The sequence below is a fragment of the Pyrococcus sp. genome (assembly GCF_030153625.1).
Taxonomy (GTDB): Archaea; Methanobacteriota_B; Thermococci; order Thermococcales; family Thermococcaceae; genus Pyrococcus; species Pyrococcus furiosus.
Map to the genome: position 1 here is coordinate 1 of NZ_JASKLM010000035.1, position 19,920 is coordinate 19,920.

Genomic DNA, 19,920 nt, shown 5'->3' on the forward strand with positions numbered 1-19,920 from the left:
TAAATAATGGTTTCAGACTTCATGTTCCCCCTTCTTTTTCTAAAGTACTGCCAGTAACTTAAACCTGACACCCCACAGCTTATCCTAACAGTATCTTTTACCTCTGTGATAAAACTTAAATATATCTAAAATCCCGTAGTCTCATTTGGGTGGTAGACAGTGAAAGTTAAAACAATAATGACACCAAATCCAGTGACTATAACACTTCCTGCTACTAGAAACTATGCACTAGAGCTTTTCAGGAAGCATAAGGTAAGAAGTTTCCCAGTAGTTAATAAAGAAGGAAAATTAGTTGGAATAATAAGCATAAAAAGAGTGCTAACTAACGTAGATGAGGAACAACTAGCAATGCTAGTTAAAAGAGACGTTCCCACAGTTAAGCCAGATGATACCTTAAAGAAAGCCGCCAAATTAATGCTCGAGTATGACTATAGAAGGGTTGTAGTTATTGATGAGGAAGGTAAACCTGTTGGTATACTAACCGTTGGAGATATCATCAGGAGATATCTAGCAAAAAGCGAAAAATACAAAGATGTTGAAATTGAACCCTATTATCAGAGATATGTGAGTGTTGTTTGGAGAGGAACTCCTCTTATGGCAGCACTTAAGGCTTTGCTGTTGTCAAACGCAATGGCATTGCCAGTAATTGATGACGACGGTAAGTTAATTGGAATAGTAGATGAGACTGATCTCCTTAGAGATAGCGAAATCGTTAGGATTATGAAAAGCACTGAACTTGCCGCCTCAAGTGAAGAGGAATGGATTCTTGAGAGCCATCCAACCCTGCTCTTTGAGAAGTTTGAACTTAAATTGCCAAATAAGCCAGTCGAGGATATTATGACTAGGGATGTTATAGTGGCAACTCCTCACATGACTGTGCATGAAGTTGCAAGAAAAATGGTTAAATATAAAATAGAACAACTTCCTGTGATTAGAGGAGATGGGGATTTAGTAGGTTTGATAAGGGATTTTGATCTTTTAAAGGTTCTCGTTAAGTAGTTTTTGGTTTTCTCCTTTTTCTTGAAAATTGCAAAAATTTTTTAAAAATTTTTGAATTGTGAGGGTGGAAACCTTCGAAACCCTTTTAAATTTATTATTGAAACACCACAACAGCTCTCATGATTAAAAAGGGTGTTGGAGAGCAGAAATGGCGTGGCATGTCTTCATTCCAGACTCTCTATTGGAGGAAGCAAATGACCCCAAAATAAAGGCATACAAAGTAGGCCAAGTAGCAAGGGCATGTGCAATCTTCGGAGTAGAGCACATATGGATATACAAGGCGGGAGGAAAGGATGGGAAATTTATCAAACTCCTCCTAGAATATGCAGAAACCCCTCAGTACCTGAGAAAAAGAATATTTCCTATTACTCCAGAGTTAAAGTATGCAGGAGTCATTCCACCCCTCCAAATTCCAAGCCATAAACCAAAGGCTCCACCAAGGATAGGGGAAATACGAGAAGGCTATGCCTACAGAAAAGGAAAGAAACTGTTTGCAGATATAGGGCTAGATAGACCAGCTTTGATCAAGGGAGTTGCAAGAGAAGGGAGAGGAACCTTTAAGATAATATCAGTAAACCCTCTAAGAGTGATTCCAGCAGAACCTTCGGAGTACTGGGGATACAAGGTACATCTCAGTAGGAAAACATTGGCAAAAACACTTAAAAAGGCAAACCTCGACGTGGTCATCGCAACCTCGAGGAAGGGTGTTGATGTGAGAAGTGCCGAAGTGCCCTTGGAGGGCGAGGTAGGAATAGTATTCGGCTCTCCAAAAAAAGGTGTAATAGAGATATTAAAGGAGTACAATGAGGATTATGAATTTGATTTAATCCTAAATACAATCCCTGAACAAAAAACAAAGACCGTTAGAACGGAGGAAGCCTTGCTTGCTACATTGGCGATATTTAATTTCATGAGGAAAAGGGGTGATTAAAAATGGGTAAGGTTCACAGACCAAGAAGGGGATCATTGGGATTCAGCCCAAGAAAAAGGGCAAAAAGTATAGTTCCGAGAATTAGGAGTTGGCCAAAGGAAACTGAAGTAAGGATGTTAGGTTTCGCTGGATACAAGGCTGGAATGACTCACATATTAATGATAGATGACGAGCCAGGGCTGACTAACGGGAAAGAGATCTTTATGCCTGTGACAATTATAGAGACTCCACCACTCAGGGTATTCGGAATTAGAGCTTATAGAATGGGATACCTGGGACTTGAAACAGCCACAGAAGTTATAGTTCCAGACTTTCCATTGGACAACTATCCAGCAAAAGAAAGAAAAGGCAAACCTAAGCCAAAAATGACCTTCTACAAGCTACTAGAGAGAAGAATAGCTACTCTTCCAAAGAATTACACCCAGGAAATGTTTGAACAGAAGCTTGGCCAGTTAGAGGACATGATAAAAGAAGGAGAGATAGTTGATGTTAGGGCTATAGTTGCAACTCAGCCCTGGGTTATTAAGCTCAAGAAGAAGCCCGAAGTTATGGAATATGCTATTGGTGGAACTAGCGTGGAGGAGAAGTTTAACTACATAAAGGAAAAACTAGGAAAAGAGCTAAGGGTTGGAGAAGTCCTAAAGGAAGGGGAACTCCTTGATGTTATTGCAGTTACAAAGGGTAAGGGAACCCAGGGTCCTGTAAAGAGATGGGGAATTAAGCTTAGAGCCCACAAGGATAGTAAGGGAAGAAGAAAAGTAGGTTCAATTGGTCCATGGCATCCAGCAAGAGTAATGTGGACTGTTCCAATGGCCGGACAAATGGGATTCCACCACAGGACTGAGCTTAATAAGAGACTAATAGCTATCGGAGAAAACGGTAAGCTCAAGCTCGACGAGAATACTGAGATTGAAATTACTCCAAAGGGTGGATTTCCACACTATGGAATTGTTAGAAGCGACTTCATGATGATAGCTGGAAGCGTTCCTGGAGCAATAAAAAGAATAATTAGAGTAAGACCTGCTATAAGACCTCCAAAGAAGAAGCCACCTGTCCAAAGGCCTCAGATAACTTATGTAAGTGTAGAATCAAAGCAGTGAGATGGGGTGAGATAAATGAAGGTAAAGGTTTTTGACCTTAACGGTCAACCTGTTGGCGAAATAGAGCTTCCGAAGGTATTCTTCACTCCTTTTAGGCCAGACCTTATTAGAAGAGCTGTTATTGCATCCTGGACTCACAGAATTCAACCTCAAGGAAGAGATCCAATGGCTGGTAAAAGGAGAGTTACCGAAAACATTGGAAAGGGACACAGCATGGCAAGAGTTGAAAGGCTAAAGACACCTCCAAGGTATGCAGCATTTGTCCCATTTGCCAGAGGTGGAAGAAGAACGCACCCACCAAAGGTTGAGAAGATAATATGGGAAGATATTAACAAGAAGGAGAAGAGACTGGCATTAATGAGTGCAATAGCAGCTACCGCTAACTATGATTTAGTAAGAGCTAGAGGCCACATAATTGATAACGTTCCTCAACTTCCGTTGATAGTTGTGGATGATCTTCAAAAGGTTCAGAAGACAAGGGAAACTAGAGAAATATTCAAGAAGCTTGGAATATGGGATGATATCGTTAGAGCAAAAGAGAAGTCTGGAGTAAGAGCTGGAAAGGGTAAAATGAGAGGAAGAAGGTACAAGAAGGCCAAGGGTCCATTGATCGTAGTTGGAAAGAATGAGGGAATTGTCCTTGGAGCAAGAAACCACCCAGGTGTTGATGTAGTGGTTGTGGACAACCTCGGAGTTGAACATTTGGCTCCTGGAACTCACCCAGGTAGATTAACTGTTTGGACAGTTAGTGCTATAGAGAGACTTAGGGAGTTGTATGGGTGATGAAAATGGATCCTTACAAGGTTATAATTAGGCCCGTTGTTACGGAAAAAGCGATATCGTTAATTGAAAAAGAGAACAAGCTTACATTTATAGTTGACAGGAGAGCCACAAAACAGGACATTAAGAGAGCTGTAGAAGAGATCTTCAATGTAAAAGTTGAAAAAGTTAACACTCTTATTACCCCAAGAGGAGAAAAGAAGGCATATGTGAAGCTCAAGCCAGAGTATAGTGCAAGTGAAGTAGCTGCGAGATTAGGATTGTTCTGAGGTGATGGAAAATGGGTAAGAGTTTAATTCAGCAAAGGAGAGGTAAAGGAAGTCCCACATTTAAATCCCCCTCTCATAGGTTTAGGGGTGCTGTGAAGTATATCCCACTCAACTATACTCAAGAAAAGACTCTCAGGGGAGTAGTAGAGGAAATCATGCATGACCCCGGTAGAACTGCTCCAGTGGCAAGAGTTAAGTTTGAGAATGGTATTGAAAAGTTGATAATTGCCCCAGAAGGATTACTCGTGGGACAAGAAATCTATATAGGGCCAGACGCTCCAATTGCCGTGGGGAACACACTACCATTGGCTAAGATCCCTGAAGGTACATACGTATATAATATTGAAGGCATTCCTGGAGATGGAGGAAAATACGTGAGGGCAGGAGGAACTTACGCTTTAGTAGTCTCTAGAGAGCCAGATAAAGTAATAGTACAACTTCCAAGTGGTGAGCTTAAGGCTTTCAACCCAATGTGTAGGGCAACAATTGGGGTTGTTGCTGGTGGTGGAAGGTTAGAAAAGCCATTGGTTAAGGCTGGTAAAGCTTACTACAAGTACAAGGCAAGGAACAAGTTCTGGCCAACTCCAAGAGGTGTTAAGATGAACGCTGTGAACCACCCATTCGGTGGTAAGGAGCACCATCCAGGTAAGCCAACAACAACTTCAAGAAGGGCTCCACCAGGAAGAAAGGTTGGTCATATTGCTGCGAGAAGAACTGGTAGAAGGAAGTGAGGTGGTGTAGATGGCGAGGAAAGAGTTTAGATATCGCGGTTATACCCTTGAGCAGTTGATGAATATGTCTCTTGAGGAATTGGCTAGATTATTCCCTGCAAGACAGAGGAGAAGCCTTAAGAGAGGACTTACACCAGAACAGAAGAAGTTGCTTAGAAAAATTAGGCTTGCAAAGAAGGGCAAATACAAAAAGCCAATAAGAACACACTGTAGGGACATGATAATCCTTCCAGAGATGGTAGGGCTGACAATCTATGTCCACAACGGAAAAGAATTCGTTCCAGTGGAAATAAAGCCTGAAATGATCGGTCACTACCTAGGAGAATTTGCACCAACCAGAAAGAAGGTTGAGCACGGAGCTCCTGGTGTTGGTGCTACAAGATCATCAATGTTCGTCGCAGTGAAGTGAGGTGGTTTAAATGGCAAAGCGCTTTGGCTACTCTTTCCAAAATTTTGACCCCAAGAGAATGGCTAGGGCTAGTGCGAGAGATCTTAGAATATCTCCAAAACTCGCAGTTGAAGTGTGCAGAGAGCTTAGGGGCATGATGCTAAATGATGCTCTAAGATATCTGGATGATGTAATTGCCCTAAAGAGACCAGTTCCACTAAAGAGATACAACGACAGTCAGGGCCACAAGCCTGGTAAAGGATTTGGACCTGGAAGATATCCAGTTAAGGTGGCAAAGGCCATAAAGAAAGTCCTGCTTAATGTAAAAAACAATGCTGTGCAAAAAGGTCTCGATCCTGACAAGCTTAAGATTATTCACATTGCCGCTCACAAGGGCCCAGTCCTTAGAGGATGGTATCCTAGAGCATTTGGAAGAGCTACACCCTTTAATGAACAAACTACTCACATAGAAGTTGTCGTCGAGGAAATTAGGAGGTGAGCATATGGCAATTGAGAGGTACTTTATTCGTGAGGCTGTAAGAGAGATGCTCATCGATGAATTCCTTGAAAAAGAGTTAAGAAGGGCAGGTTATGGGGGTCTTGACATTAAGAAGACCCCCTTGGGAACTAAGGTCATAATCTTTGCTGCAAATCCAGGATACGTAATAGGAAGGGGAGGAAGAAGAATAAGAGAGCTTACCAGAATACTTGAAAAGCAGTTTGGTCTTGAGAATCCACAAATTGAAGTTGAAGAGATAAAGAATCCCTACCTTAATGCTAAAGTTCAAGCAGTGAGGTTGGCTCAGGCCTTGGAAAGAGGTATTCACTTCAGAAGGGCGGCATATGCAGCACTTAGAGCAATAATGAACAATGGGGCAAGAGGAGTAGAGATAAGGCTTAGCGGTAAGCTTACGGGAGAAAGAGCTAAGAGCATAAGATTCTACCAAGGATACCTAGCAAAAGTAGGTAACCCTGCGGAAACTTTGGTAAGTAAAGGCTATGCTCAGGCATTGCTTAAGCTTGGAGTCATTGGAGTTAAAGTCGCAATTATGCCTCCAGGAGCAAGACTTCCCGATGAAATTGAGATCATAGAAAAACCAGTTGAGGAAGAGGTGGTGAGCAATGAAGCCGAGTGAAATCAGAGAAATGAGTATTGAGGAGATTGACGCTAAAATTAGGGAGTTAAGGCTTCAGCTTGCAAAGGAGAGGGGACTCCTAACAATGGGAACATCTCTCGAAAATCCTATGGTTATTAGGAATTTGAGGAGAGATATCGCCCGCCTCCTGACAATTAAGAAGGAGAAGCTTAGGGAAAGAGAAAAAGGTAAGGTGAAAAAGTGAAGGTGGTGTTTGGTGCCCAGGATTGTAAACCCCTTGGATGAAATGCTATTTAAGGAGGTACTAAAGGAGCAGCAGAGGATTAGAGTCTACACAGAAAGGGCAAGATACGGAAAGATAAAGACTATAATTGAAGGAATTGATGAAAAAGAGTTTGACCTCGAGGAGATAGCAAAGAAACTCAAGGCGAAGTTAGCATGTGGAGGAACAGCGAAGAACGGGAGAATAGAACTTCAGGGAGATCACAGGGATCGTATCAAGAAATTATTGGTAGAACTTGGATTTTCAGAGGAGCTCATAGAGGTAGAGTAAACAAGAAAAATATAGTATGGCACGAACTAATCGGACTGAAAGTTAGGGTAGTTAACTCTACCCATCCTGGATATGTTGGGATAGAAGGATACGTAATAGATGAAACAAGAAACATGCTCGTGATAGCTGGGGAAAACAAAGTTTGGAAAGTTCCCAAGGATGTCTGCATATTTGAGTTTGAAACATGGGATGGGACAAAGATTAAAATATCTGGTGAAAAATTGGTGGGCAGACCCGAGATGAGACTAAAGAAGAGGTGGAGAAAATGATGAGAGATATAGGTTTGAGAGTACAGCCTCCCGCTGAAAAATGTGACGATCCAAAGTGCCCTTGGCATGGAAGCCTAAAGATACACGGTAGGGTATTTGAGGGAATAGTAGTCAGCGACAAGCCAAGAAAGACGGTTACCGTGGAGAGACAATACTACTTTTATCTAAACAAATATGAGAGATATGAGCTCAGAAGAAGCAAGATACACGCTCACAACCCACCATGCATAAACGCAAAGGTTGGAGATAAAGTGCTAATTGCAGAGACAAGGCCCTTGAGCAAGACCAAGCACTTCGTTGTAGTTGCAGTCCTTGAAAGAGCTGAAGAGAGGAGGTGAAGGAAATGGCAAAGAAAGGTGCAGGTGCAACTAGGGGTGTATCTGCCGTAAGACCAACTAGGGCATTACCTGTAGGTGCTTATCTTACTGTAGCAGATAACAGTGGAGCAAAGGTTATCCAAATAATTGGAGTTGTTGAATACCACGGAACAAGGAGGAGACTTGCCTCAGCTGGCGTTGGAGATATGGTAGTTGCTACAGTCAAGAAGGGAAGACCTGACATGAGGCATCAAGTGGTTAGGGCTGTAATAATAAGGCAGAGAAAAGAATATAGAAGGCTTGATGGGATGAGAGTAAAGTTCGAGGACAACGCAGCTGTCATTGTAACGCCCGAAGGAGTTCCAAGGGGAACTGAAATTAGAGGTCCTGTGGCTAGAGAGGCTGCAGAAAGATGGGTTAGAATAGGAAGTATAGCTAGCATAATTGTGTGAGGTGGTAATAATGAAGATAAGCTCAAAGCAACCCAGGAAGCAGAGAAAGTTCCTATATAATGCTCCCCTTCACGTGAGGCAAAAGTTGATGTCTGCTCCTTTAAGTAGGGAGTTAAGGGAGAAGTACAAGGTAAGAAACCTTCCAGTGAGGGTTGGTGATAAGGTTAGGATAATGAGGGGAGACTACAAGGGTCATGAAGGGAAAGTAGTCGAAGTTGACCTAAAGAGATATAGGATATATGTTGAAGGAGCTACTCTAAGAAAGACAAACGGGACAGAGGTCTTCTATCCAATTCACCCTTCAAACGTGATGATTATTGAGCTAAATTTAGAGGATGAGAAGAGAAAGAAAATAATTGAGAGGAGGGCTGGATAATGGCGAGAAAGGGTCCTAAGAGGCACCTTAAGAGACTTGCTGCTCCAACTTCATGGTATATTGAGAGGAAGGCCTACAAATGGGCTGTTAGGCCCAGACCTGGACCTCACAACATGAGAACATCAATACCTCTCCTATACATAGTAAGAGACTACTTGGGGTACGCAAAGACTGCTAGAGAAGCAAGAAAAATACTAAACGAGGGCAAGTTCCTAGTTGATGGAAGGGTTAGAAAGGACTACAAGTTCCCTGTCGGTATAATGGATGTTGTCTCAATTCCAGAAACAGGAGAGCACTACAGAGTCTTGCCAAATAGAATAGGCAAGCTAATCCTTCACCCAATATCTGAAGATGAGGCATTCATAAAGCCTCTGAGAATTAGAAACAAGAGAATGATAAAGGGAGCTAGGGTTCAGCTTAACTTCCACGATGGGACTAACCACATAGTCTCAATAGCCGAAAAGGACAACTACTTCACCTCATACACAGTGTTGATGAAGGTTCCCGAGAGGGAAATCCTTGAAGTGCTACCATTCGAGAAGGGTGCTTACGTCTTCGTAACCCAAGGTAAGAACGTTGCTAGGAAAGGTAGAATAGTGGAAATAAAGAGATTCCCAATGGGTTGGCCAGATGTAGTCACAATTGAAGATGAAGAAGGAGAGCTCTTCGACACGTTAAAAGAGTATGCATTTGTAGTTGGCACAGATAAGCCAAAGATTTCTCTTCCGTGAGGTGGGCTAGATGGCAGTAGAGATACCAAACAAGGAGCAAATTTTAGCTGATTGGGAAGCTCATCCAATGAGAAGGCCTAGAATAGAGAAGGTTACCATAAACATAGGTGTTGGAGAGAGCGGTGAGAGACTAACTAAGGCGGAGATAATGCTTCAACAATTGACAGGTCAGAAGCCAATTAGGAGGAAGGCAAAGAAGACAAACAGAGACTTTGGTATCAGAAGGGGAGAGCCAATTGCTGTAAAGGTGACTCTAAGAGGGCCAAAGGCTTACGAGCTACTGAAGAGATTACTTGCTGCAGTGGACAACAGACTAAAGGCTTCAAGCTTTGACGAGCACGGAAATGTATGTTTCGGAATTGAAGAGCACATAAACATACCGGGAGTGGAGTATGACCCCGAGATTGGAATATTTGGTATGGACGTTTGTGTCACCCTCGAGAGACCTGGGTTTAGAGTGGCTAGAAGAAAGAGGAAGAGGGCTAAGATCCCCACAAGGCACAAGCTTACGAAGGAAGAGGGAATGGTTTACATGATGGAGGAGTTTGGGGTTGAAATAGTGGAGGGATGAGGGAATGGCGAAGGCTGATTATAACAAGAGGAAGCCTAGAAAGTTTGGGAAGGGAGCGAGAAGATGTATAAGATGTGGACAATATGGGCCAATAATAAGGATACAGGGCTTAATGCTTTGTAGGCACTGCTTTAGAGAAGTCGCTCCAAAGCTTGGATTTAGAAAATATGAGTGAGCGAGGTGAAATGAAATGACTCTATTGGATCCATTGGCAAATGCTCTCTCTCACATAACAAATAGCGAGAGGGTTGGAAAGAGAGAGGTTTACATTAAGCCAGCCTCAAAGTTAATTGGAGAAGTTTTGAGGGTTATGCAGAAGTATGGATACATTGGAGAGTTCGAGTTCATCGACGACGGAAGAGCAGGAGTTTACAGAGTTCAGTTGTTGGGTAGAATAAACAAGGCAGGAGCAATAAAGCCTAGGTTCCCAGTGAAAGTTTCAGAGTTCGAAAAGTGGGAGAAGAGATTCCTTCCAGCATTCGAGTTTGGAATATTGATCGTCTCAACGTCCCAGGGAGTCATGAGTCACAAAGAGGCCATCGAGAAGGGAATTGGAGGAAGGTTAATAGCGTATGTATATTGATTGATTGGAGGGAGAAAGAATGCCAGTAGATGCCTGGATTCGTGAGGAAGTTGAAATTCCAGAAGGTGTTGAAGTTACAGTTGAAGGGTACAAGGTTAAAGTTAAGGGTCCAAAGGGCGAGCTAGAGAGAGAATTCTTCTGGCCAGGAATTCAGATATTCACTGAAGATGGAAATGTAGTGATATACAAGGACTTTCCAAGAAGAAAAGATGTTGCAATAGCTCGTACATTTGCAGCTCACATAAGGAACATGATAAAGGGCGTTACTGAGGGCTTTACTTACAAGTTGAAGGTCGTGTACAGCCACTTCCCAATTTCAGTGAAAGTTCAGGGAGATGAGGTAATTATTGAGAACTTCCTTGGTGAAAAAGCGCCAAGAAAAGCAAAGATACTCCCAGGAGTTACTGTAAAAGTTAGAGGACAGGAAATTATTGTAGAAGGAATAGATAAGGAGGCTGTTGGTCAAACTGCGGCCAATATAGAACAAGCTACAAGGATAACTAAGTGGGATAGAAGAATATTCCAGGATGGAATATACATTGTTGAGAAGGCTGGAAAGCCCATAACATTCTGAGGTGAGATAAATGGATGAGAAGGAGTTTAAGAGGCTCCTCCGTGTTAGAGCGAGACTCAAGAGAAAGAAGCCAAGGTTCCTAAGACAAGAATGGTGGAGGTATCCAAAGTTCAAGAATGATCCCAAATGGAGAAGACCAAAGGGTATTGATAGCAAGATGAGGCTCAAGTTAAAAGGAAAGCCAAGATCACCAAGCATCGGTTGGAGCTCTCCAAAGCTCGTTAGAGGTTTACACCCAAGTGGATACGAGGAAGTGCTCGTTCACAATGTAAAGGAACTTGAGGCTCTTGATCCAAAGAGGCAGGCCGCGAGAATTGCACACACCGTAGGAAAGAAGAAGAGAATCGAGATTATAAAGAGAGCTGAGGAACTTGGAATTAAAGTCTTGAACCCCAGGGTGTGAGGTGAAAAAGTATGAACACTCTCAAGATGCAAAGAAGAATAGCTGCTGAAATCCTCAAATGTGGTGAGAATAGAATATGGATTGACCCTGAGAGAATTGATGATGTTGCTTCTGCTATAACAAGGGAAGATATCAAGAGGCTCATAAAAGAGGGGGTCATCAAAAAGAAACCCATTAAGGGGCAGAGCAGATATAGGGCTAAAATTAGGCACGAACAAAAGAAGAAGGGAAGACACAGAGGCCCAGGAAGTAGAAAGGGTAAAAAGACAGCAAGAATGGGTAAGAAGGAGCTCTGGATTAAGACAATTAGAGCCCTAAGAAAGGAACTTAGGAAGCTTAAGGCCCAGAAGAAGATTGATAGGAAGACTTACAGAATGCTCTACATTAGGGCTAAGGGTGGACAATTCAAGAACAAGCACCAGCTATACCTCTTCCTTGAAGAGCATGGTTTGTTGAAGAAGTGAGGTGAAAGAAAATGGCTCACGGTCCTAGGTATAGAGTTCCATTCAGAAGAAGGAGAGAAGGAAAGACAAACTATAGAAAGAGACTCAAGCTCCTCAAGTCAGGCAAGCCAAGGTTAGTTGTTAGAAAGTCCCTTAACCACCACATTGCTCAGATAATAGTCTATGATCCAAAAGGTGATAGAACTCTAGTTTCAGCTCACACAAGAGAGCTCATTAGAGACTTCGGATGGAAGGGCCACTGTGGAAATACTCCTTCAGCATATCTCCTGGGACTCCTCATTGGGTATAAGGCAAAGCAAGCTGGAATTGAAGAGGCTATACTCGATATAGGCCTTCACCCTCCAGTTAGGGGTAGCTCAGTATTTGCCGTGCTAAAAGGTGCCGTTGATGCTGGACTTAACGTTCCGCACAGTCCAGAGATATTCCCAGATGAGTACAGAATTAGAGGAGAGCACATAGCTGAATATGCAAAGATGCTTAAGGAGCAAGATGAGGAGAAGTTTAGAAGGCAGTTTGGTGGTTATCTTGTCAAAGGGTTAGACCCTGAAAAGCTTCCCGAGCACTTTGAAGAAGTCAAAGCGAGAATAATTGAAAAGTTTGAAGGTGAGGGGGCGAGAGAATGAGCCAGGAGTGGAAGGAATACGCTAAAAGGGTTTTAGATGAGTGGGAACCAAAGACTAAGCTCGGAATGATGGTTAAGGAAGGGCAGATAACTGACATTCATGAAATATTCAGAAGAGGTTATCAGATCAAGGAGCCTGAAATAATAGATGTCCTCTTGCCAGAAGTTAATGCAAGAGAGAACCAGGAAGTTCTCGATATAGCTTTGACGGTTAGAATGACTGACAGTGGAAGAAGAGTTAGGTTCAGGGTTTTAGCTGCTGTTGGTAATAGAGATGGTTACGTTGGACTTGGAATTGGGCATGGAAAAGAAGTTGGTATTGCAATAAGAAAAGCAATAAACTATGCAAAGCTGAACATCATCGAGATAAAGAGGGGCTGTGGATCCTGGGAGTGCAGGTGTAGGAGACCTCACTCAGTTCCATTTGCAGTTGAGGGGAAGGAAGGAAGCGTGAGAGTTAGACTAATCCCAGGACCAAGAGGACTTGGACTCGTTATAGGTGACGTAGGAAAGAAGATTCTAAGGCTTGCTGGAGTGCAGGATGTGTGGTCTCAGACATTTGGTGAAACTAGAACAACTGTGAACTTCGCAAAGGCAGTGTTCAATGCCCTATACAACACCAACAGGGTAGCTATTAGCCCTGAGATGATTGAGAGATACGGTATCGTTGTTGGAAGAGCTATGCCAACAACGTTCACATTAGAATGAGGTGACTGAGAATGGCAAAATTAGCTGTAATTAGGATCAGGGGTAGAGTGAATGTTAAGAGGCCCGTGAGAGATACACTTGCAATGTTAAGACTTCATAGGGTAAATCACTGTGTTATAGTTGATGACACTCCCAGCTACCTGGGAATGCTCCAAAAGGCAAAGGATTACATAACTTGGGGAGAGATTAATGCAGAAACCCTAGCAAAGCTAATTAGAAAGAGAGGCAGGCTCATAGGGAACAAGCCAGTAACTGATGAGTATGTGAAAGAAAAGCTAGGAATGACAATCGAAGAATTTGCCCAAAAGGTCGTCAATGGCGAGATGAGCTTGAAGGATCTTCCAAACCTTAAGCCAGTCTTCAGACTTCACCCACCAAGAGGTGGATTCAGGGGAAGCAAGAAGCGTTCCTTCAAAGAAGGAGGGGCCCTGGGTTATCGTGGCGAGAAAATTAATGAACTAATTGAGAGAATGCTGTGAGGTGAAAGCGATGATAAGGAGAAGGAAGAAGGTCAGAAAGTTGAGAGGCAGTCACACTCACGGATGGGGATGTAAGAAGAAGCACAGGGGAGGAGGTAGCAAGGGCGGTAGAGGTATGGCAGGAACTGGAAAGAGAAACAAGAGCAAGTGGACTTGGACAATAAAATATGCCCCCGACCACCTGGGTAAGAGAGGATTTTCAAGACCCCCAGAAGTCCAGAGGGAAGTTAGAGTTGTAAACCTAAAGTTTATCGATGAACACCTCGATGAGCTAATGCAAATGGGCATAGCATATGAAGAAGGAGGAAAAATAATCGTCGATGTAACGCAATTTGCTGATAAAGTCTTAGGTACTGGAAAGCTCACTAGACCTCTAGTAATTAAGGCAAGGGCATTTTCTCCAAAGGCAGAAGAGAAAATTAAGGCTGCTGGAGGAGAAGCTGTTCTCGTTTAATCTCCCTTATTTTTTTGCTTCATGAGAATAAACGAGCAAAGGTGTTGAAACATGGGAGCTAGGGACATAATTTATGCTCTAGAAAGATGGTTTCCCGAGGTTGAAAGGCCAAAGAGACGTGTTCCATTAAGAGAAAGATTTATGTGGACTGGAGTTGCACTAATTCTCTACTATGTTCTCGCTGAAATTCCCGTCTATGGAATCCCTGAAAGAATTCAGGACTACTTCCAGTTTTTAAGAGTGGTATTGGCTGGAAGAAATGGATCAATATTAACTTTAGGAATTGGGCCCATTGTTACCGCGGGAATTATTCTCCAGCTTCTTGTAGGTTCTGAGATAATAAAGCTTGACCTGGCAAATCCCGAAGATAGAAGATTTTACCAAGCACTGCAGAGAGTCTTCTCAGTGTTTATGTGTTTCTTTGAGGCTGCAGTGTGGATACTAGGCGGGGCATTTGGTAGGGTTGGAGTTGATGTTACGTATGCTATAGCAGTGTTGATGATACTTCAACTTGCAATGGGTGGTATAGTCCTAATAATCCTTGACGAGCTCGTTAGTAAGTGGGGAATAGGAAGCGGTATAAGTCTCTTCATAGCTGCTGGAGTGTCTCAAACTATACTCACAAGAAGCCTTAATCCATTAACTGATCCCAACATAATTGACCCCTTAACAGGACAACCTGCAATAGTAGGTGCAATCCCATACTTCATCCAGCACATCCTTAAAGGAGATCTATGGGGGGCTATATATAGAGGAGGGTCAGCTCCAGATATGTTAAGCGTCGTTGCAACAATAGTGGTGTTCTTTATAGTGGTTTACTTTGAGAGCATGCGTGTTGAAATTCCATTGGGATATAGAGGGGTAACAGTGAGGGGAAGTTATCCAATAAGATTCCTTTATGTAAGTAACATTCCGATAATCCTAACGTTTGCCCTTTACGCTAACATTCAGCTTTGGGCCAGAGTGCTTGATAGGCTTGGCCATCCATGGCTTGGAAGATTTGATCCCACTACAGGTTCTCCAATCTCGGGCTTTGTACTCTACGTAATACCTCCAAGAAACATATTCAGCGTTATAGATAACCCCGTTAGGGCGATAGTATATCTCATCCTGACGGTAATTTTCAGTTTGCTATTTGGATACCTGTGGGTAGAACTGACGGGACTCGATGCAAGGTCAATAGCAAGGCAGCTCCAGAGGGCTGGACTTCAAATTCCAGGATTTAGAAGGGATCCAAGAACTTTGGAGAAGGTCTTGCAAAGATATATTCCATATGTGACCTTCTGGGGTTCACTGACAGTAGCTTTAATAGCTGTGTTGGCAGACTTCCTTGGAGCTCTTGGAACGGGAACTGGTATATTACTTACGGTCGGTATCCTCTACAGGTTCTACGAGGAAATTGCAAGAGAACAGATAACAGAGATGTTCCCAGCTTTGAGGAAATTGTTTGGCGCTTAGTCTTTTTGCCTTTTCTTAACTTTCTCCATAATAGTTTTAAATACTTTCAGAATTGTAAAATTTTGGGGTGAGAAATGCCTTTTGTGGTCATCATTACGGGTATTCCTGGGGTTGGAAAAAGCACTATCACGAGACTCGCACTCCAGCGAACGAAAGCTAAATTTAGATTAATAAATTTTGGAGATTTAATGTTTGAGGAAGCTGTCAAGGCAGGGTTGGTTAAGCATAGAGATGAGATGAGGAAGCTTCCCCTTAAAATACAGAGAGAGCTTCAAATGAAGGCTGCAAAGAAAATAACGGAAATGGCAAAAGAGCATCCAATACTCGTTGATACTCATGCAACAATAAAGACTCCTCACGGCTATATGCTGGGCCTGCCTTATGAGGTAGTTAAAACATTAAATCCGAACTTCATTGTAATAATTGAGGCTACTCCTTCGGAGATTCTGGGAAGGCGCCTAAGGGACTTAAAGAGGGACAGGGATGTTGAGACTGAAGAGCAGATTCAGAGGCATCAAGACTTAAATAGGGCTGCCGCGATAGCTTATGCAATGCACTCAAATGCTCTCATCAAGATTATAGAAAATCATGAGGATAAAGGTTTAGAGGAAGCTGTTAATGAGCTGGTCAAGATATTAGATTTGGCGGTGAATGAATATGCTTGAGGGAATTTATTTAGCACTTGACAAGCTATTTGGTCCATTAATAGTCGAAACTCACCCAATATGGGTTGTTACTGTAGCAGGAATAATACTTGGAGCGTTCTTCGTTTTACTAAACTACATTTTTGTTGATCAAGAAAAACTCAAGAAACTTCAGAAGATGGCCAAGGAAATACAGCAAGAATATAGAAAAGCCATGGAAGCTAAAGACGAGAAGAAGCTTAGAAAAATCCAACAAAAGCAATTAGAACTCCTAAAAATGCAGAATGAATTAATGGTAAATGCATTCTTTAAGCCAATGCTCATCAGCTGGCCAATAATTATAATATTCTGGGGATGGCTCAGGAGATGGTATGTTGAGGTGGCTATAGTAAAGTATCCTTTCAGCTTCTTCCTCTTCGACATCTTCCACAAAATGTATCACTCTGCTCTTAAACCAGATGAGCTGGGATTCATAGGATGGTACTTCCTAACCAGTTATGTGGTTGGATCAATACTAAGAAAAATATTAGATATGGCCTAGCCTATCTGGAAGGCAGAAGCTCTCAGTTCACCCCTCTCAAACCTCCATGGATCGAACCACTCCCAGTCTAGTGGAACTTTTGTTTTTCCCTCAACTATCTTTTCTGCCAACGCTTGAGCAACTGCAGGAGCCATCATGAATCCATGGCCCGAGAATCCCACTGCAACGTAAAAGTTCTCTTCAATCATTCCAATTGCTGGGTTCTTATCTGGAGTTTTTGCATAATGGCCGGCCCATTGTCTGACCACGTGAACGTGCTTAAGGGCTGGTATTATCTTGACTGCCCACTTTAGCACTTCTTTAACGAATTCATATGTTGGAGTTACATCATCGGGAGAAGATTCGTATTCTAAAGCCGTTCCGCAGATTACCCCTCCATCCTCTCCATCTTGAATCACATAGCTATCATTCCATGCTGGGGGGCAGACAAGGGGTTCAATTTGCCCTCTTTCTATAGGCTCAGTCTTTACCAGTTGGTGCTTGTATGGTGTTACGGGAATTATATCTTTACCAATCATCTTGTTAATTTCTCTTGCCCAAGCATTTGTGGCGTTAATAATGATGTCTACCTTGAACTCTCCCCTTGTAGTCTTTATTCTCCACTTACTTCCCTTTCTTTCTATCCCTATTACTTTCGTGTACTCATAGAACTTTACTCCGAGCCTTTCACCTGCTTTCTTGTAAGCATAGAGAGTGTGGAATGGACTTGCCTTGCCATCTTCTGGGTTCCATGCTCCAGCAAGGAATGCATCAGCATTTAAAGGAGGAACTATTTCTTTTGCTTCCTCTGGTGTTATTAGTCTTGTTGGAACGCCAAATTTATTCTGGAGCTTTATGTTCTTTTTAAATGCCTCTACTTCCTCCTCAGTGGTGGCTAAGAATAAGTATCCAGTTTGTTGGAACATAATGTTATGACCGAGTTCCTCGCTTAATGTTTTCCATCTCTCTATTGAATACTTCATCAGCTTTATGTTAGCTTCATCTGTAAATTGTGCCCTTATACCACTGGCACATCTGAAGGTTGAACCAGAACCAAAATACCTCTTTTCAAATACGACTACTTCCTCTCCAAGCTTCGCTAATTCATAGGCTGTAGCCACTCCTATAATACCTCCACCAATGATACCAATCATTTTTCTCCCTCCACAAATGCCTCTATTTTTACAGGTCTCACTGGAAATCTAGCATTTGGAAGGGGGATCTCTTCTATCTTTTTCCCAGTTTTTCTTGCGAGAATTGAGATAACTAACGGAATGCAAGTTCTTCCCTGGCAAGGTCCCATTCCCAATCTTAGTAGTCTTCTAAGCTCTTCTAACTCCGTTACCCCTTCATCTATCAGCCTTTCAATTTCTTCAAGTGTGACATCATTACATCGGCAAATTATCTTCATTTTCTCACCACCTTAATTGCCCTAACTTCCCACGCGAGCTCTATTGGAACTTCAACAGTTATAATAGGAGTATCTCCTTTTGACTTCTCCCTGGGAACAATTGCAAGTACTTTTCCTTTCCCAACTTCTTCCCCAACTCTGTTAAGAAGAATGACTTCTTCTCCTTTTTCTGGAAGGGGTAATAGCTCATAGGGCATTGTTATTCTAGCTTTGTCTCCCACATAGTGAATCATGAAGAATGCAAGCCCAGGGCAAACTTGAACGCATAGAGAACATCCTATGCACTTCTCATAGTCCACTTTAGGTATATCGTTTGGATGATCCATCATTACTGCATTAACTGGACATATCTCCTTACATGGAGTACATGGAATTTGCTGAGGGCACTCTGGTATTGCTACGGGTCTTTTTCTGAGTCTTTCTTCGCTCGGCCTTGGGATGATCGAAAAGAGTTCATCGGGGGTTATATAACCTCTCCTTAAATAATTGGGAATTTCCATCATGATCCCTCCAGAAGCTTTTTAATGCCTTCAACTATATGCTTCCCAAAAGGTCCAGAGCGGAATTCTTCGAGCTCCTTTTGTGTTTTAGTTATTTCCCTAACCCAAGATTCGTCTGCAATCCCAAGCCTAAGAGCTGCTGCAACCCCCGCTATTCTTCCCTCCAGCATTGCAGTTGTTGCTTCTTCAATCCCCGCTGTATCTCCTGCCACAAAAATTCCCCTTACTGTTGTCTCCATCCATTCGTCTCTTACTGCAACATGTCCTCCAAGTTCCCTAATATATCTAATTTGACACCCTGCTTGTTGGAGTAACTCTATGCTTGGTCTTAGTCCTACGGCTATTGCAATTAGGTCAACGTCAAGAACCTTTTCTGTTCCTGGAATAGGATTCCAGTTTTCATCTATCTCCACAATTACCGCTCTCTCAACTTTTCCATTTCCTTCAGCTCTAAGAATTGTGTGTCTAGTAAGAATTGGCACTCCTAATCTCCTCACTTTTGCTGCATGAACAAAGTATCCTCCTATTTTTGGCATTGCTTCTACAATCGCTTCAACTTTAACTCCCGCCTGAAGAAGTTGGTAAGCTAGGATTAATCCAACGTTCCCAGCTCCCACTATTAGTGCCTTTTCTCCTGGCTTAATTCCGTAAGTGTTCATTAGAGTTTGAATTGCTCCTGCCCCATATATCCCTGGGAGATCGTTGTTCTCAAAGGGTATTGCTCTCTCCATAGCGCCAGTGGCAACAATTATCGCTTTACCTCTAAATTCTATGAGTTCTTTCTCTTTTCTAACTCCAACCACAATCTTCTCATTTCCCTCTTGGAAAATTCCAACGGCTGAAGTTTCGAGGAATGTTTCAATGTTTCTCTTTCTTATTTCTTCTTCTAGGATCTGAGCTATCTTTATTCCTCTTATTCCAGCGAACTGTTCCCTTTTTCCAAAAAATTTGTGGGTTTGTTTAACCAGCTGACCTCCTAGGATTGGATTTTCGTCAATGAGAACTACCTTAGCCCCAGCATCGTGGGCACTTATTGCAGCCATTAAACCAGCAGGCCCTCCTCCAATGACTATTATATCTCCTTTCACGGTTTTTGCCTTGCTCCCGTTGGAGTTAGCTGGGGGGAGAACTGGTTTGTTCTCCTCAATTTTCATACCGTCTTCAACTAGCGTTATGCACGTTCTGACATTTGGAATTCCGTTTACCGTCATTAAACAAGAGGAGCACTTTCCTATTGCACAGAATAAGCCCCTAGCCCTTTTCTTTATTCTGGAATAGTTGAGTGTCCTTACACCCGCTGCATGGAGAGCTGCTGCTATTGTCTCTCCTTCGTAAGCTTCGATGGGCTTTCCATTGTAATATATCGTTACTTTTCTCGTTCTCTTTTTCTTGAAATCAAGAATAGGATGATCTGTTATTCTCATAATTTCACCTAGATAAAAGATACTGTCAGGATAACTGGGGCATCACCTCTTGAAGCCACTCAGTCACATCACCAGGCGGACAACCAAACCGAGAATGAAACCTAACAAAATT

General features: G+C 42.5%; 33 protein-coding genes and 1 pseudogene. 29 read left to right on the forward strand and 5 right to left on the reverse strand.

The window, feature by feature from the left end:
* The first annotated feature begins 159 nt into the window (after positions 1-159).
* From hhpR to PWP39_RS06960, 29 genes are all read left to right on the forward strand, one after another.
* The gene (hhpR, locus tag PWP39_RS06820) at positions 160-999 is read left to right on the forward strand and encodes a CBS domain-containing high hydrostatic pressure regulator HhpR (RefSeq protein WP_011012968.1); all 840 of its coding nucleotides are present in this window, start codon (positions 160-162) and stop codon (positions 997-999) included.
* A gap of 148 nt (positions 1,000-1,147) precedes the next feature.
* Positions 1,148-1,930, forward strand: coding sequence for a putative RNA uridine N3 methyltransferase (locus PWP39_RS06825; RefSeq protein ID WP_011012967.1), 783 nt, complete (start codon positions 1,148-1,150; stop codon positions 1,928-1,930).
* 2 nt (positions 1,931-1,932) lie between these two features.
* A complete protein-coding gene (locus PWP39_RS06830; RefSeq protein ID WP_011012966.1) occupies positions 1,933-3,030 on the forward strand; it encodes a 50S ribosomal protein L3 in 1,098 nt (365 codons plus the stop codon).
* 15 nt (positions 3,031-3,045) lie between these two features.
* Entirely contained in the window at positions 3,046-3,813 is a 768-nt protein-coding gene (gene rpl4p, locus PWP39_RS06835) for a 50S ribosomal protein L4 (protein ID WP_011012965.1), read from the forward strand.
* Positions 3,814-3,818: 5 nt separating this feature from the next.
* Positions 3,819-4,079 carry a 50S ribosomal protein L23 gene (locus PWP39_RS06840; RefSeq protein WP_014835564.1) on the forward strand — a complete coding sequence of 87 codons (261 nt, stop codon included), beginning with the start codon at positions 3,819-3,821 and terminating at the stop codon, positions 4,077-4,079.
* Between the two features lie 11 nt (positions 4,080-4,090).
* Positions 4,091-4,810 carry a 50S ribosomal protein L2 gene (locus PWP39_RS06845; RefSeq protein WP_011012963.1) on the forward strand — a complete coding sequence of 240 codons (720 nt, stop codon included), beginning with the start codon at positions 4,091-4,093 and terminating at the stop codon, positions 4,808-4,810.
* A 10-nt stretch (positions 4,811-4,820) separates the two neighbouring features.
* The gene (rpsS, locus tag PWP39_RS06850; protein WP_011012962.1) at positions 4,821-5,219 is read left to right on the forward strand and encodes a 30S ribosomal protein S19; all 399 of its coding nucleotides are present in this window, start codon (positions 4,821-4,823) and stop codon (positions 5,217-5,219) included.
* Positions 5,220-5,229: 10 nt separating this feature from the next.
* Positions 5,230-5,697 (forward strand): 50S ribosomal protein L22, encoded by a 468-nt coding sequence (rplV, locus tag PWP39_RS06855; RefSeq protein ID WP_011012961.1) that lies wholly within the window; start codon positions 5,230-5,232, stop codon positions 5,695-5,697.
* 4 nt (positions 5,698-5,701) lie between these two features.
* On the forward strand, positions 5,702-6,334 hold the full coding sequence (gene rpsC / locus PWP39_RS06860; RefSeq protein ID WP_011012960.1) for a 30S ribosomal protein S3: 633 nt from the start codon (positions 5,702-5,704) through the stop codon (positions 6,332-6,334).
* Positions 6,321-6,539 carry a 50S ribosomal protein L29 gene (gene rpmC, locus PWP39_RS06865; protein WP_011012959.1) on the forward strand — a complete coding sequence of 73 codons (219 nt, stop codon included), beginning with the start codon at positions 6,321-6,323 and terminating at the stop codon, positions 6,537-6,539. The genes rpsC and rpmC overlap by 14 nt, the downstream gene beginning before the upstream one ends.
* 9 nt (positions 6,540-6,548) lie before the next feature.
* Positions 6,549-6,848: a stress response translation initiation inhibitor YciH gene (yciH, locus tag PWP39_RS06870; RefSeq protein ID WP_193328784.1), complete on the forward strand. Its 300-nt coding sequence runs from the start codon at positions 6,549-6,551 to the stop codon at positions 6,846-6,848.
* Positions 6,734-7,117, forward strand: coding sequence for a ribonuclease P protein component 1 (gene rnp1, locus PWP39_RS06875; protein WP_011012957.1), 384 nt, complete (start codon positions 6,734-6,736; stop codon positions 7,115-7,117). Before yciH ends, rnp1 begins: the two co-directional genes overlap by 115 nt.
* Positions 7,114-7,455: a 30S ribosomal protein S17 gene (locus PWP39_RS06880; protein WP_288073303.1), complete on the forward strand. Its 342-nt coding sequence runs from the start codon at positions 7,114-7,116 to the stop codon at positions 7,453-7,455. Before rnp1 ends, PWP39_RS06880 begins: the two co-directional genes overlap by 4 nt.
* A 5-nt stretch (positions 7,456-7,460) precedes the next feature.
* Positions 7,461-7,886: a 50S ribosomal protein L14 gene (locus PWP39_RS06885; RefSeq protein ID WP_011012955.1), complete on the forward strand. Its 426-nt coding sequence runs from the start codon at positions 7,461-7,463 to the stop codon at positions 7,884-7,886.
* A 10-nt stretch (positions 7,887-7,896) separates the two neighbouring features.
* A complete protein-coding gene (gene rplX, locus PWP39_RS06890; RefSeq protein ID WP_014835567.1) occupies positions 7,897-8,262 on the forward strand; it encodes a 50S ribosomal protein L24 in 366 nt (121 codons plus the stop codon).
* Positions 8,262-8,993 carry a 30S ribosomal protein S4e gene (locus PWP39_RS06895; protein ID WP_011012953.1) on the forward strand — a complete coding sequence of 244 codons (732 nt, stop codon included), beginning with the start codon at positions 8,262-8,264 and terminating at the stop codon, positions 8,991-8,993. Before rplX ends, PWP39_RS06895 begins: the two co-directional genes overlap by 1 nt.
* A gap of 10 nt (positions 8,994-9,003) precedes the next feature.
* Entirely contained in the window at positions 9,004-9,564 is a 561-nt protein-coding gene (locus PWP39_RS06900) for a 50S ribosomal protein L5 (protein ID WP_011012952.1), read from the forward strand.
* Positions 9,565-9,568: 4 nt separating this feature from the next.
* Positions 9,569-9,739 carry a 30S ribosomal protein S14 gene (locus PWP39_RS06905; protein WP_011012951.1) on the forward strand — a complete coding sequence of 57 codons (171 nt, stop codon included), beginning with the start codon at positions 9,569-9,571 and terminating at the stop codon, positions 9,737-9,739.
* 15 nt (positions 9,740-9,754) lie between these two features.
* Entirely contained in the window at positions 9,755-10,147 is a 393-nt protein-coding gene (locus PWP39_RS06910) for a 30S ribosomal protein S8 (protein WP_011012950.1), read from the forward strand.
* Between the two features lie 19 nt (positions 10,148-10,166).
* Positions 10,167-10,721, forward strand: a complete 555-nt coding sequence (locus PWP39_RS06915) for a 50S ribosomal protein L6 (RefSeq protein WP_011012949.1) — start codon at positions 10,167-10,169, stop codon at positions 10,719-10,721.
* A 10-nt stretch (positions 10,722-10,731) separates the two neighbouring features.
* Positions 10,732-11,124 carry a 50S ribosomal protein L32e gene (locus PWP39_RS06920; protein ID WP_011012948.1) on the forward strand — a complete coding sequence of 131 codons (393 nt, stop codon included), beginning with the start codon at positions 10,732-10,734 and terminating at the stop codon, positions 11,122-11,124.
* An 11-nt stretch (positions 11,125-11,135) separates the two neighbouring features.
* Positions 11,136-11,588 (forward strand): 50S ribosomal protein L19e, encoded by a 453-nt coding sequence (locus PWP39_RS06925; RefSeq protein WP_011012947.1) that lies wholly within the window; start codon positions 11,136-11,138, stop codon positions 11,586-11,588.
* Between the two features lie 11 nt (positions 11,589-11,599).
* Positions 11,600-12,211, forward strand: coding sequence for a 50S ribosomal protein L18 (locus PWP39_RS06930; protein ID WP_011012946.1), 612 nt, complete (start codon positions 11,600-11,602; stop codon positions 12,209-12,211).
* On the forward strand, positions 12,208-12,918 hold the full coding sequence (rpsE, locus tag PWP39_RS06935) for a 30S ribosomal protein S5 (protein ID WP_011012945.1): 711 nt from the start codon (positions 12,208-12,210) through the stop codon (positions 12,916-12,918). Before PWP39_RS06930 ends, rpsE begins: the two co-directional genes overlap by 4 nt.
* Positions 12,919-12,929: 11 nt before the next feature.
* Entirely contained in the window at positions 12,930-13,397 is a 468-nt protein-coding gene (locus PWP39_RS06940; protein ID WP_011012944.1) for a 50S ribosomal protein L30, read from the forward strand.
* A gap of 10 nt (positions 13,398-13,407) precedes the next feature.
* On the forward strand, positions 13,408-13,851 hold the full coding sequence (locus tag PWP39_RS06945) for an uL15m family ribosomal protein (protein ID WP_011012943.1): 444 nt from the start codon (positions 13,408-13,410) through the stop codon (positions 13,849-13,851).
* Between the two features lie 51 nt (positions 13,852-13,902).
* Positions 13,903-15,309 carry a preprotein translocase subunit SecY gene (gene secY / locus PWP39_RS06950; RefSeq protein WP_011012942.1) on the forward strand — a complete coding sequence of 469 codons (1,407 nt, stop codon included), beginning with the start codon at positions 13,903-13,905 and terminating at the stop codon, positions 15,307-15,309.
* Positions 15,310-15,383: 74 nt separating this feature from the next.
* Entirely contained in the window at positions 15,384-15,974 is a 591-nt protein-coding gene (locus tag PWP39_RS06955; RefSeq protein WP_011012941.1) for an adenylate kinase, read from the forward strand.
* On the forward strand, positions 15,967-16,494 hold the full coding sequence (locus PWP39_RS06960; RefSeq protein ID WP_011012940.1) for an EMC3/TMCO1 family protein: 528 nt from the start codon (positions 15,967-15,969) through the stop codon (positions 16,492-16,494). Before PWP39_RS06955 ends, PWP39_RS06960 begins: the two co-directional genes overlap by 8 nt.
* Here the strand turns inward: PWP39_RS06960 and PWP39_RS06965 are convergent.
* The 5 genes and pseudogenes from PWP39_RS06965 to PWP39_RS06985 form a co-directional block, all read right to left on the reverse strand.
* Positions 16,491-17,627 (reverse strand): NAD(P)/FAD-dependent oxidoreductase, encoded by a 1,137-nt coding sequence (locus PWP39_RS06965; RefSeq protein ID WP_288073313.1) that lies wholly within the window; start codon positions 17,625-17,627, stop codon positions 16,491-16,493. The genes PWP39_RS06960 and PWP39_RS06965 overlap by 4 nt on opposite strands.
* On the reverse strand, positions 17,624-17,884 hold the full coding sequence (locus PWP39_RS06970; protein ID WP_011012938.1) for a (2Fe-2S)-binding protein: 261 nt from the start codon (positions 17,882-17,884) through the stop codon (positions 17,624-17,626). The genes PWP39_RS06965 and PWP39_RS06970 overlap by 4 nt, the downstream gene beginning before the upstream one ends.
* Complete coding sequence (locus PWP39_RS06975; protein ID WP_048059065.1) at positions 17,881-18,387, reverse strand: 4Fe-4S binding protein; 507 nt, start codon at positions 18,385-18,387, stop codon at positions 17,881-17,883. Before PWP39_RS06975 ends, PWP39_RS06970 begins: the two co-directional genes overlap by 4 nt.
* Entirely contained in the window at positions 18,384-19,808 is a 1,425-nt protein-coding gene (locus PWP39_RS06980) for an FAD-dependent oxidoreductase (protein WP_011012936.1), read from the reverse strand. The genes PWP39_RS06975 and PWP39_RS06980 overlap by 4 nt, the downstream gene beginning before the upstream one ends.
* Positions 19,809-19,833: 25 nt before the next feature.
* Positions 19,834-19,920 (reverse strand): annotated as a pseudogene (locus PWP39_RS06985) (IS6 family transposase); the annotation flags it as partial.

Excerpts from the sequence above, each read along its gene's own strand:
- PWP39_RS06825 (WP_011012967.1), top strand. The coding sequence starts at position 1,148 with ATGGCGTGGCATGTCTTCATTCCAGACTCTCTATTGGAGGAAGCAAAT.
- PWP39_RS06830 (WP_011012966.1), top strand. The coding sequence starts at position 1,933 with ATGGGTAAGGTTCACAGACCAAGAAGGGGATCATTGGGATTCAGCCCA.
- rpl4p (WP_011012965.1), top strand. The coding sequence starts at position 3,046 with ATGAAGGTAAAGGTTTTTGACCTTAACGGTCAACCTGTTGGCGAAATA.
- PWP39_RS06840 (WP_014835564.1), top strand. The coding sequence starts at position 3,819 with ATGGATCCTTACAAGGTTATAATTAGGCCCGTTGTTACGGAAAAAGCG.
- PWP39_RS06845 (WP_011012963.1), top strand. The coding sequence starts at position 4,091 with ATGGGTAAGAGTTTAATTCAGCAAAGGAGAGGTAAAGGAAGTCCCACA.
- rpsS (WP_011012962.1), top strand. The coding sequence starts at position 4,821 with ATGGCGAGGAAAGAGTTTAGATATCGCGGTTATACCCTTGAGCAGTTG.
- rplV (WP_011012961.1), top strand. The coding sequence starts at position 5,230 with ATGGCAAAGCGCTTTGGCTACTCTTTCCAAAATTTTGACCCCAAGAGA.
- rpsC (WP_011012960.1), top strand. The coding sequence starts at position 5,702 with ATGGCAATTGAGAGGTACTTTATTCGTGAGGCTGTAAGAGAGATGCTC.
- rpmC (WP_011012959.1), top strand. The coding sequence starts at position 6,321 with ATGAAGCCGAGTGAAATCAGAGAAATGAGTATTGAGGAGATTGACGCT.
- rnp1 (WP_011012957.1), top strand. The coding sequence starts at position 6,734 with ATGTGGAGGAACAGCGAAGAACGGGAGAATAGAACTTCAGGGAGATCA.
- PWP39_RS06880 (WP_288073303.1), top strand. The coding sequence starts at position 7,114 with ATGATGAGAGATATAGGTTTGAGAGTACAGCCTCCCGCTGAAAAATGT.
- PWP39_RS06885 (WP_011012955.1), top strand. The coding sequence starts at position 7,461 with ATGGCAAAGAAAGGTGCAGGTGCAACTAGGGGTGTATCTGCCGTAAGA.
- rplX (WP_014835567.1), top strand. The coding sequence starts at position 7,897 with ATGAAGATAAGCTCAAAGCAACCCAGGAAGCAGAGAAAGTTCCTATAT.
- PWP39_RS06895 (WP_011012953.1), top strand. The coding sequence starts at position 8,262 with ATGGCGAGAAAGGGTCCTAAGAGGCACCTTAAGAGACTTGCTGCTCCA.
- PWP39_RS06900 (WP_011012952.1), top strand. The coding sequence starts at position 9,004 with ATGGCAGTAGAGATACCAAACAAGGAGCAAATTTTAGCTGATTGGGAA.
- PWP39_RS06905 (WP_011012951.1), top strand. The coding sequence starts at position 9,569 with ATGGCGAAGGCTGATTATAACAAGAGGAAGCCTAGAAAGTTTGGGAAG.
- PWP39_RS06910 (WP_011012950.1), top strand. The coding sequence starts at position 9,755 with ATGACTCTATTGGATCCATTGGCAAATGCTCTCTCTCACATAACAAAT.
- PWP39_RS06915 (WP_011012949.1), top strand. The coding sequence starts at position 10,167 with ATGCCAGTAGATGCCTGGATTCGTGAGGAAGTTGAAATTCCAGAAGGT.
- PWP39_RS06920 (WP_011012948.1), top strand. The coding sequence starts at position 10,732 with ATGGATGAGAAGGAGTTTAAGAGGCTCCTCCGTGTTAGAGCGAGACTC.
- PWP39_RS06925 (WP_011012947.1), top strand. The coding sequence starts at position 11,136 with ATGAACACTCTCAAGATGCAAAGAAGAATAGCTGCTGAAATCCTCAAA.
- PWP39_RS06930 (WP_011012946.1), top strand. The coding sequence starts at position 11,600 with ATGGCTCACGGTCCTAGGTATAGAGTTCCATTCAGAAGAAGGAGAGAA.
- rpsE (WP_011012945.1), top strand. The coding sequence starts at position 12,208 with ATGAGCCAGGAGTGGAAGGAATACGCTAAAAGGGTTTTAGATGAGTGG.
- PWP39_RS06940 (WP_011012944.1), top strand. The coding sequence starts at position 12,930 with ATGGCAAAATTAGCTGTAATTAGGATCAGGGGTAGAGTGAATGTTAAG.
- PWP39_RS06945 (WP_011012943.1), top strand. The coding sequence starts at position 13,408 with ATGATAAGGAGAAGGAAGAAGGTCAGAAAGTTGAGAGGCAGTCACACT.
- secY (WP_011012942.1), top strand. The coding sequence starts at position 13,903 with ATGGGAGCTAGGGACATAATTTATGCTCTAGAAAGATGGTTTCCCGAG.
- PWP39_RS06955 (WP_011012941.1), top strand. The coding sequence starts at position 15,384 with ATGCCTTTTGTGGTCATCATTACGGGTATTCCTGGGGTTGGAAAAAGC.
- PWP39_RS06960 (WP_011012940.1), top strand. The coding sequence starts at position 15,967 with ATGCTTGAGGGAATTTATTTAGCACTTGACAAGCTATTTGGTCCATTA.
- PWP39_RS06965 (WP_288073313.1), bottom strand. The coding sequence starts at position 17,627 with ATGATTGGTATCATTGGTGGAGGTATTATAGGAGTGGCTACAGCCTAT.
- PWP39_RS06970 (WP_011012938.1), bottom strand. The coding sequence starts at position 17,884 with ATGAAGATAATTTGCCGATGTAATGATGTCACACTTGAAGAAATTGAA.
- PWP39_RS06975 (WP_048059065.1), bottom strand. The coding sequence starts at position 18,387 with ATGATGGAAATTCCCAATTATTTAAGGAGAGGTTATATAACCCCCGAT.
- PWP39_RS06980 (WP_011012936.1), bottom strand. The coding sequence starts at position 19,808 with ATGAGAATAACAGATCATCCTATTCTTGATTTCAAGAAAAAGAGAACG.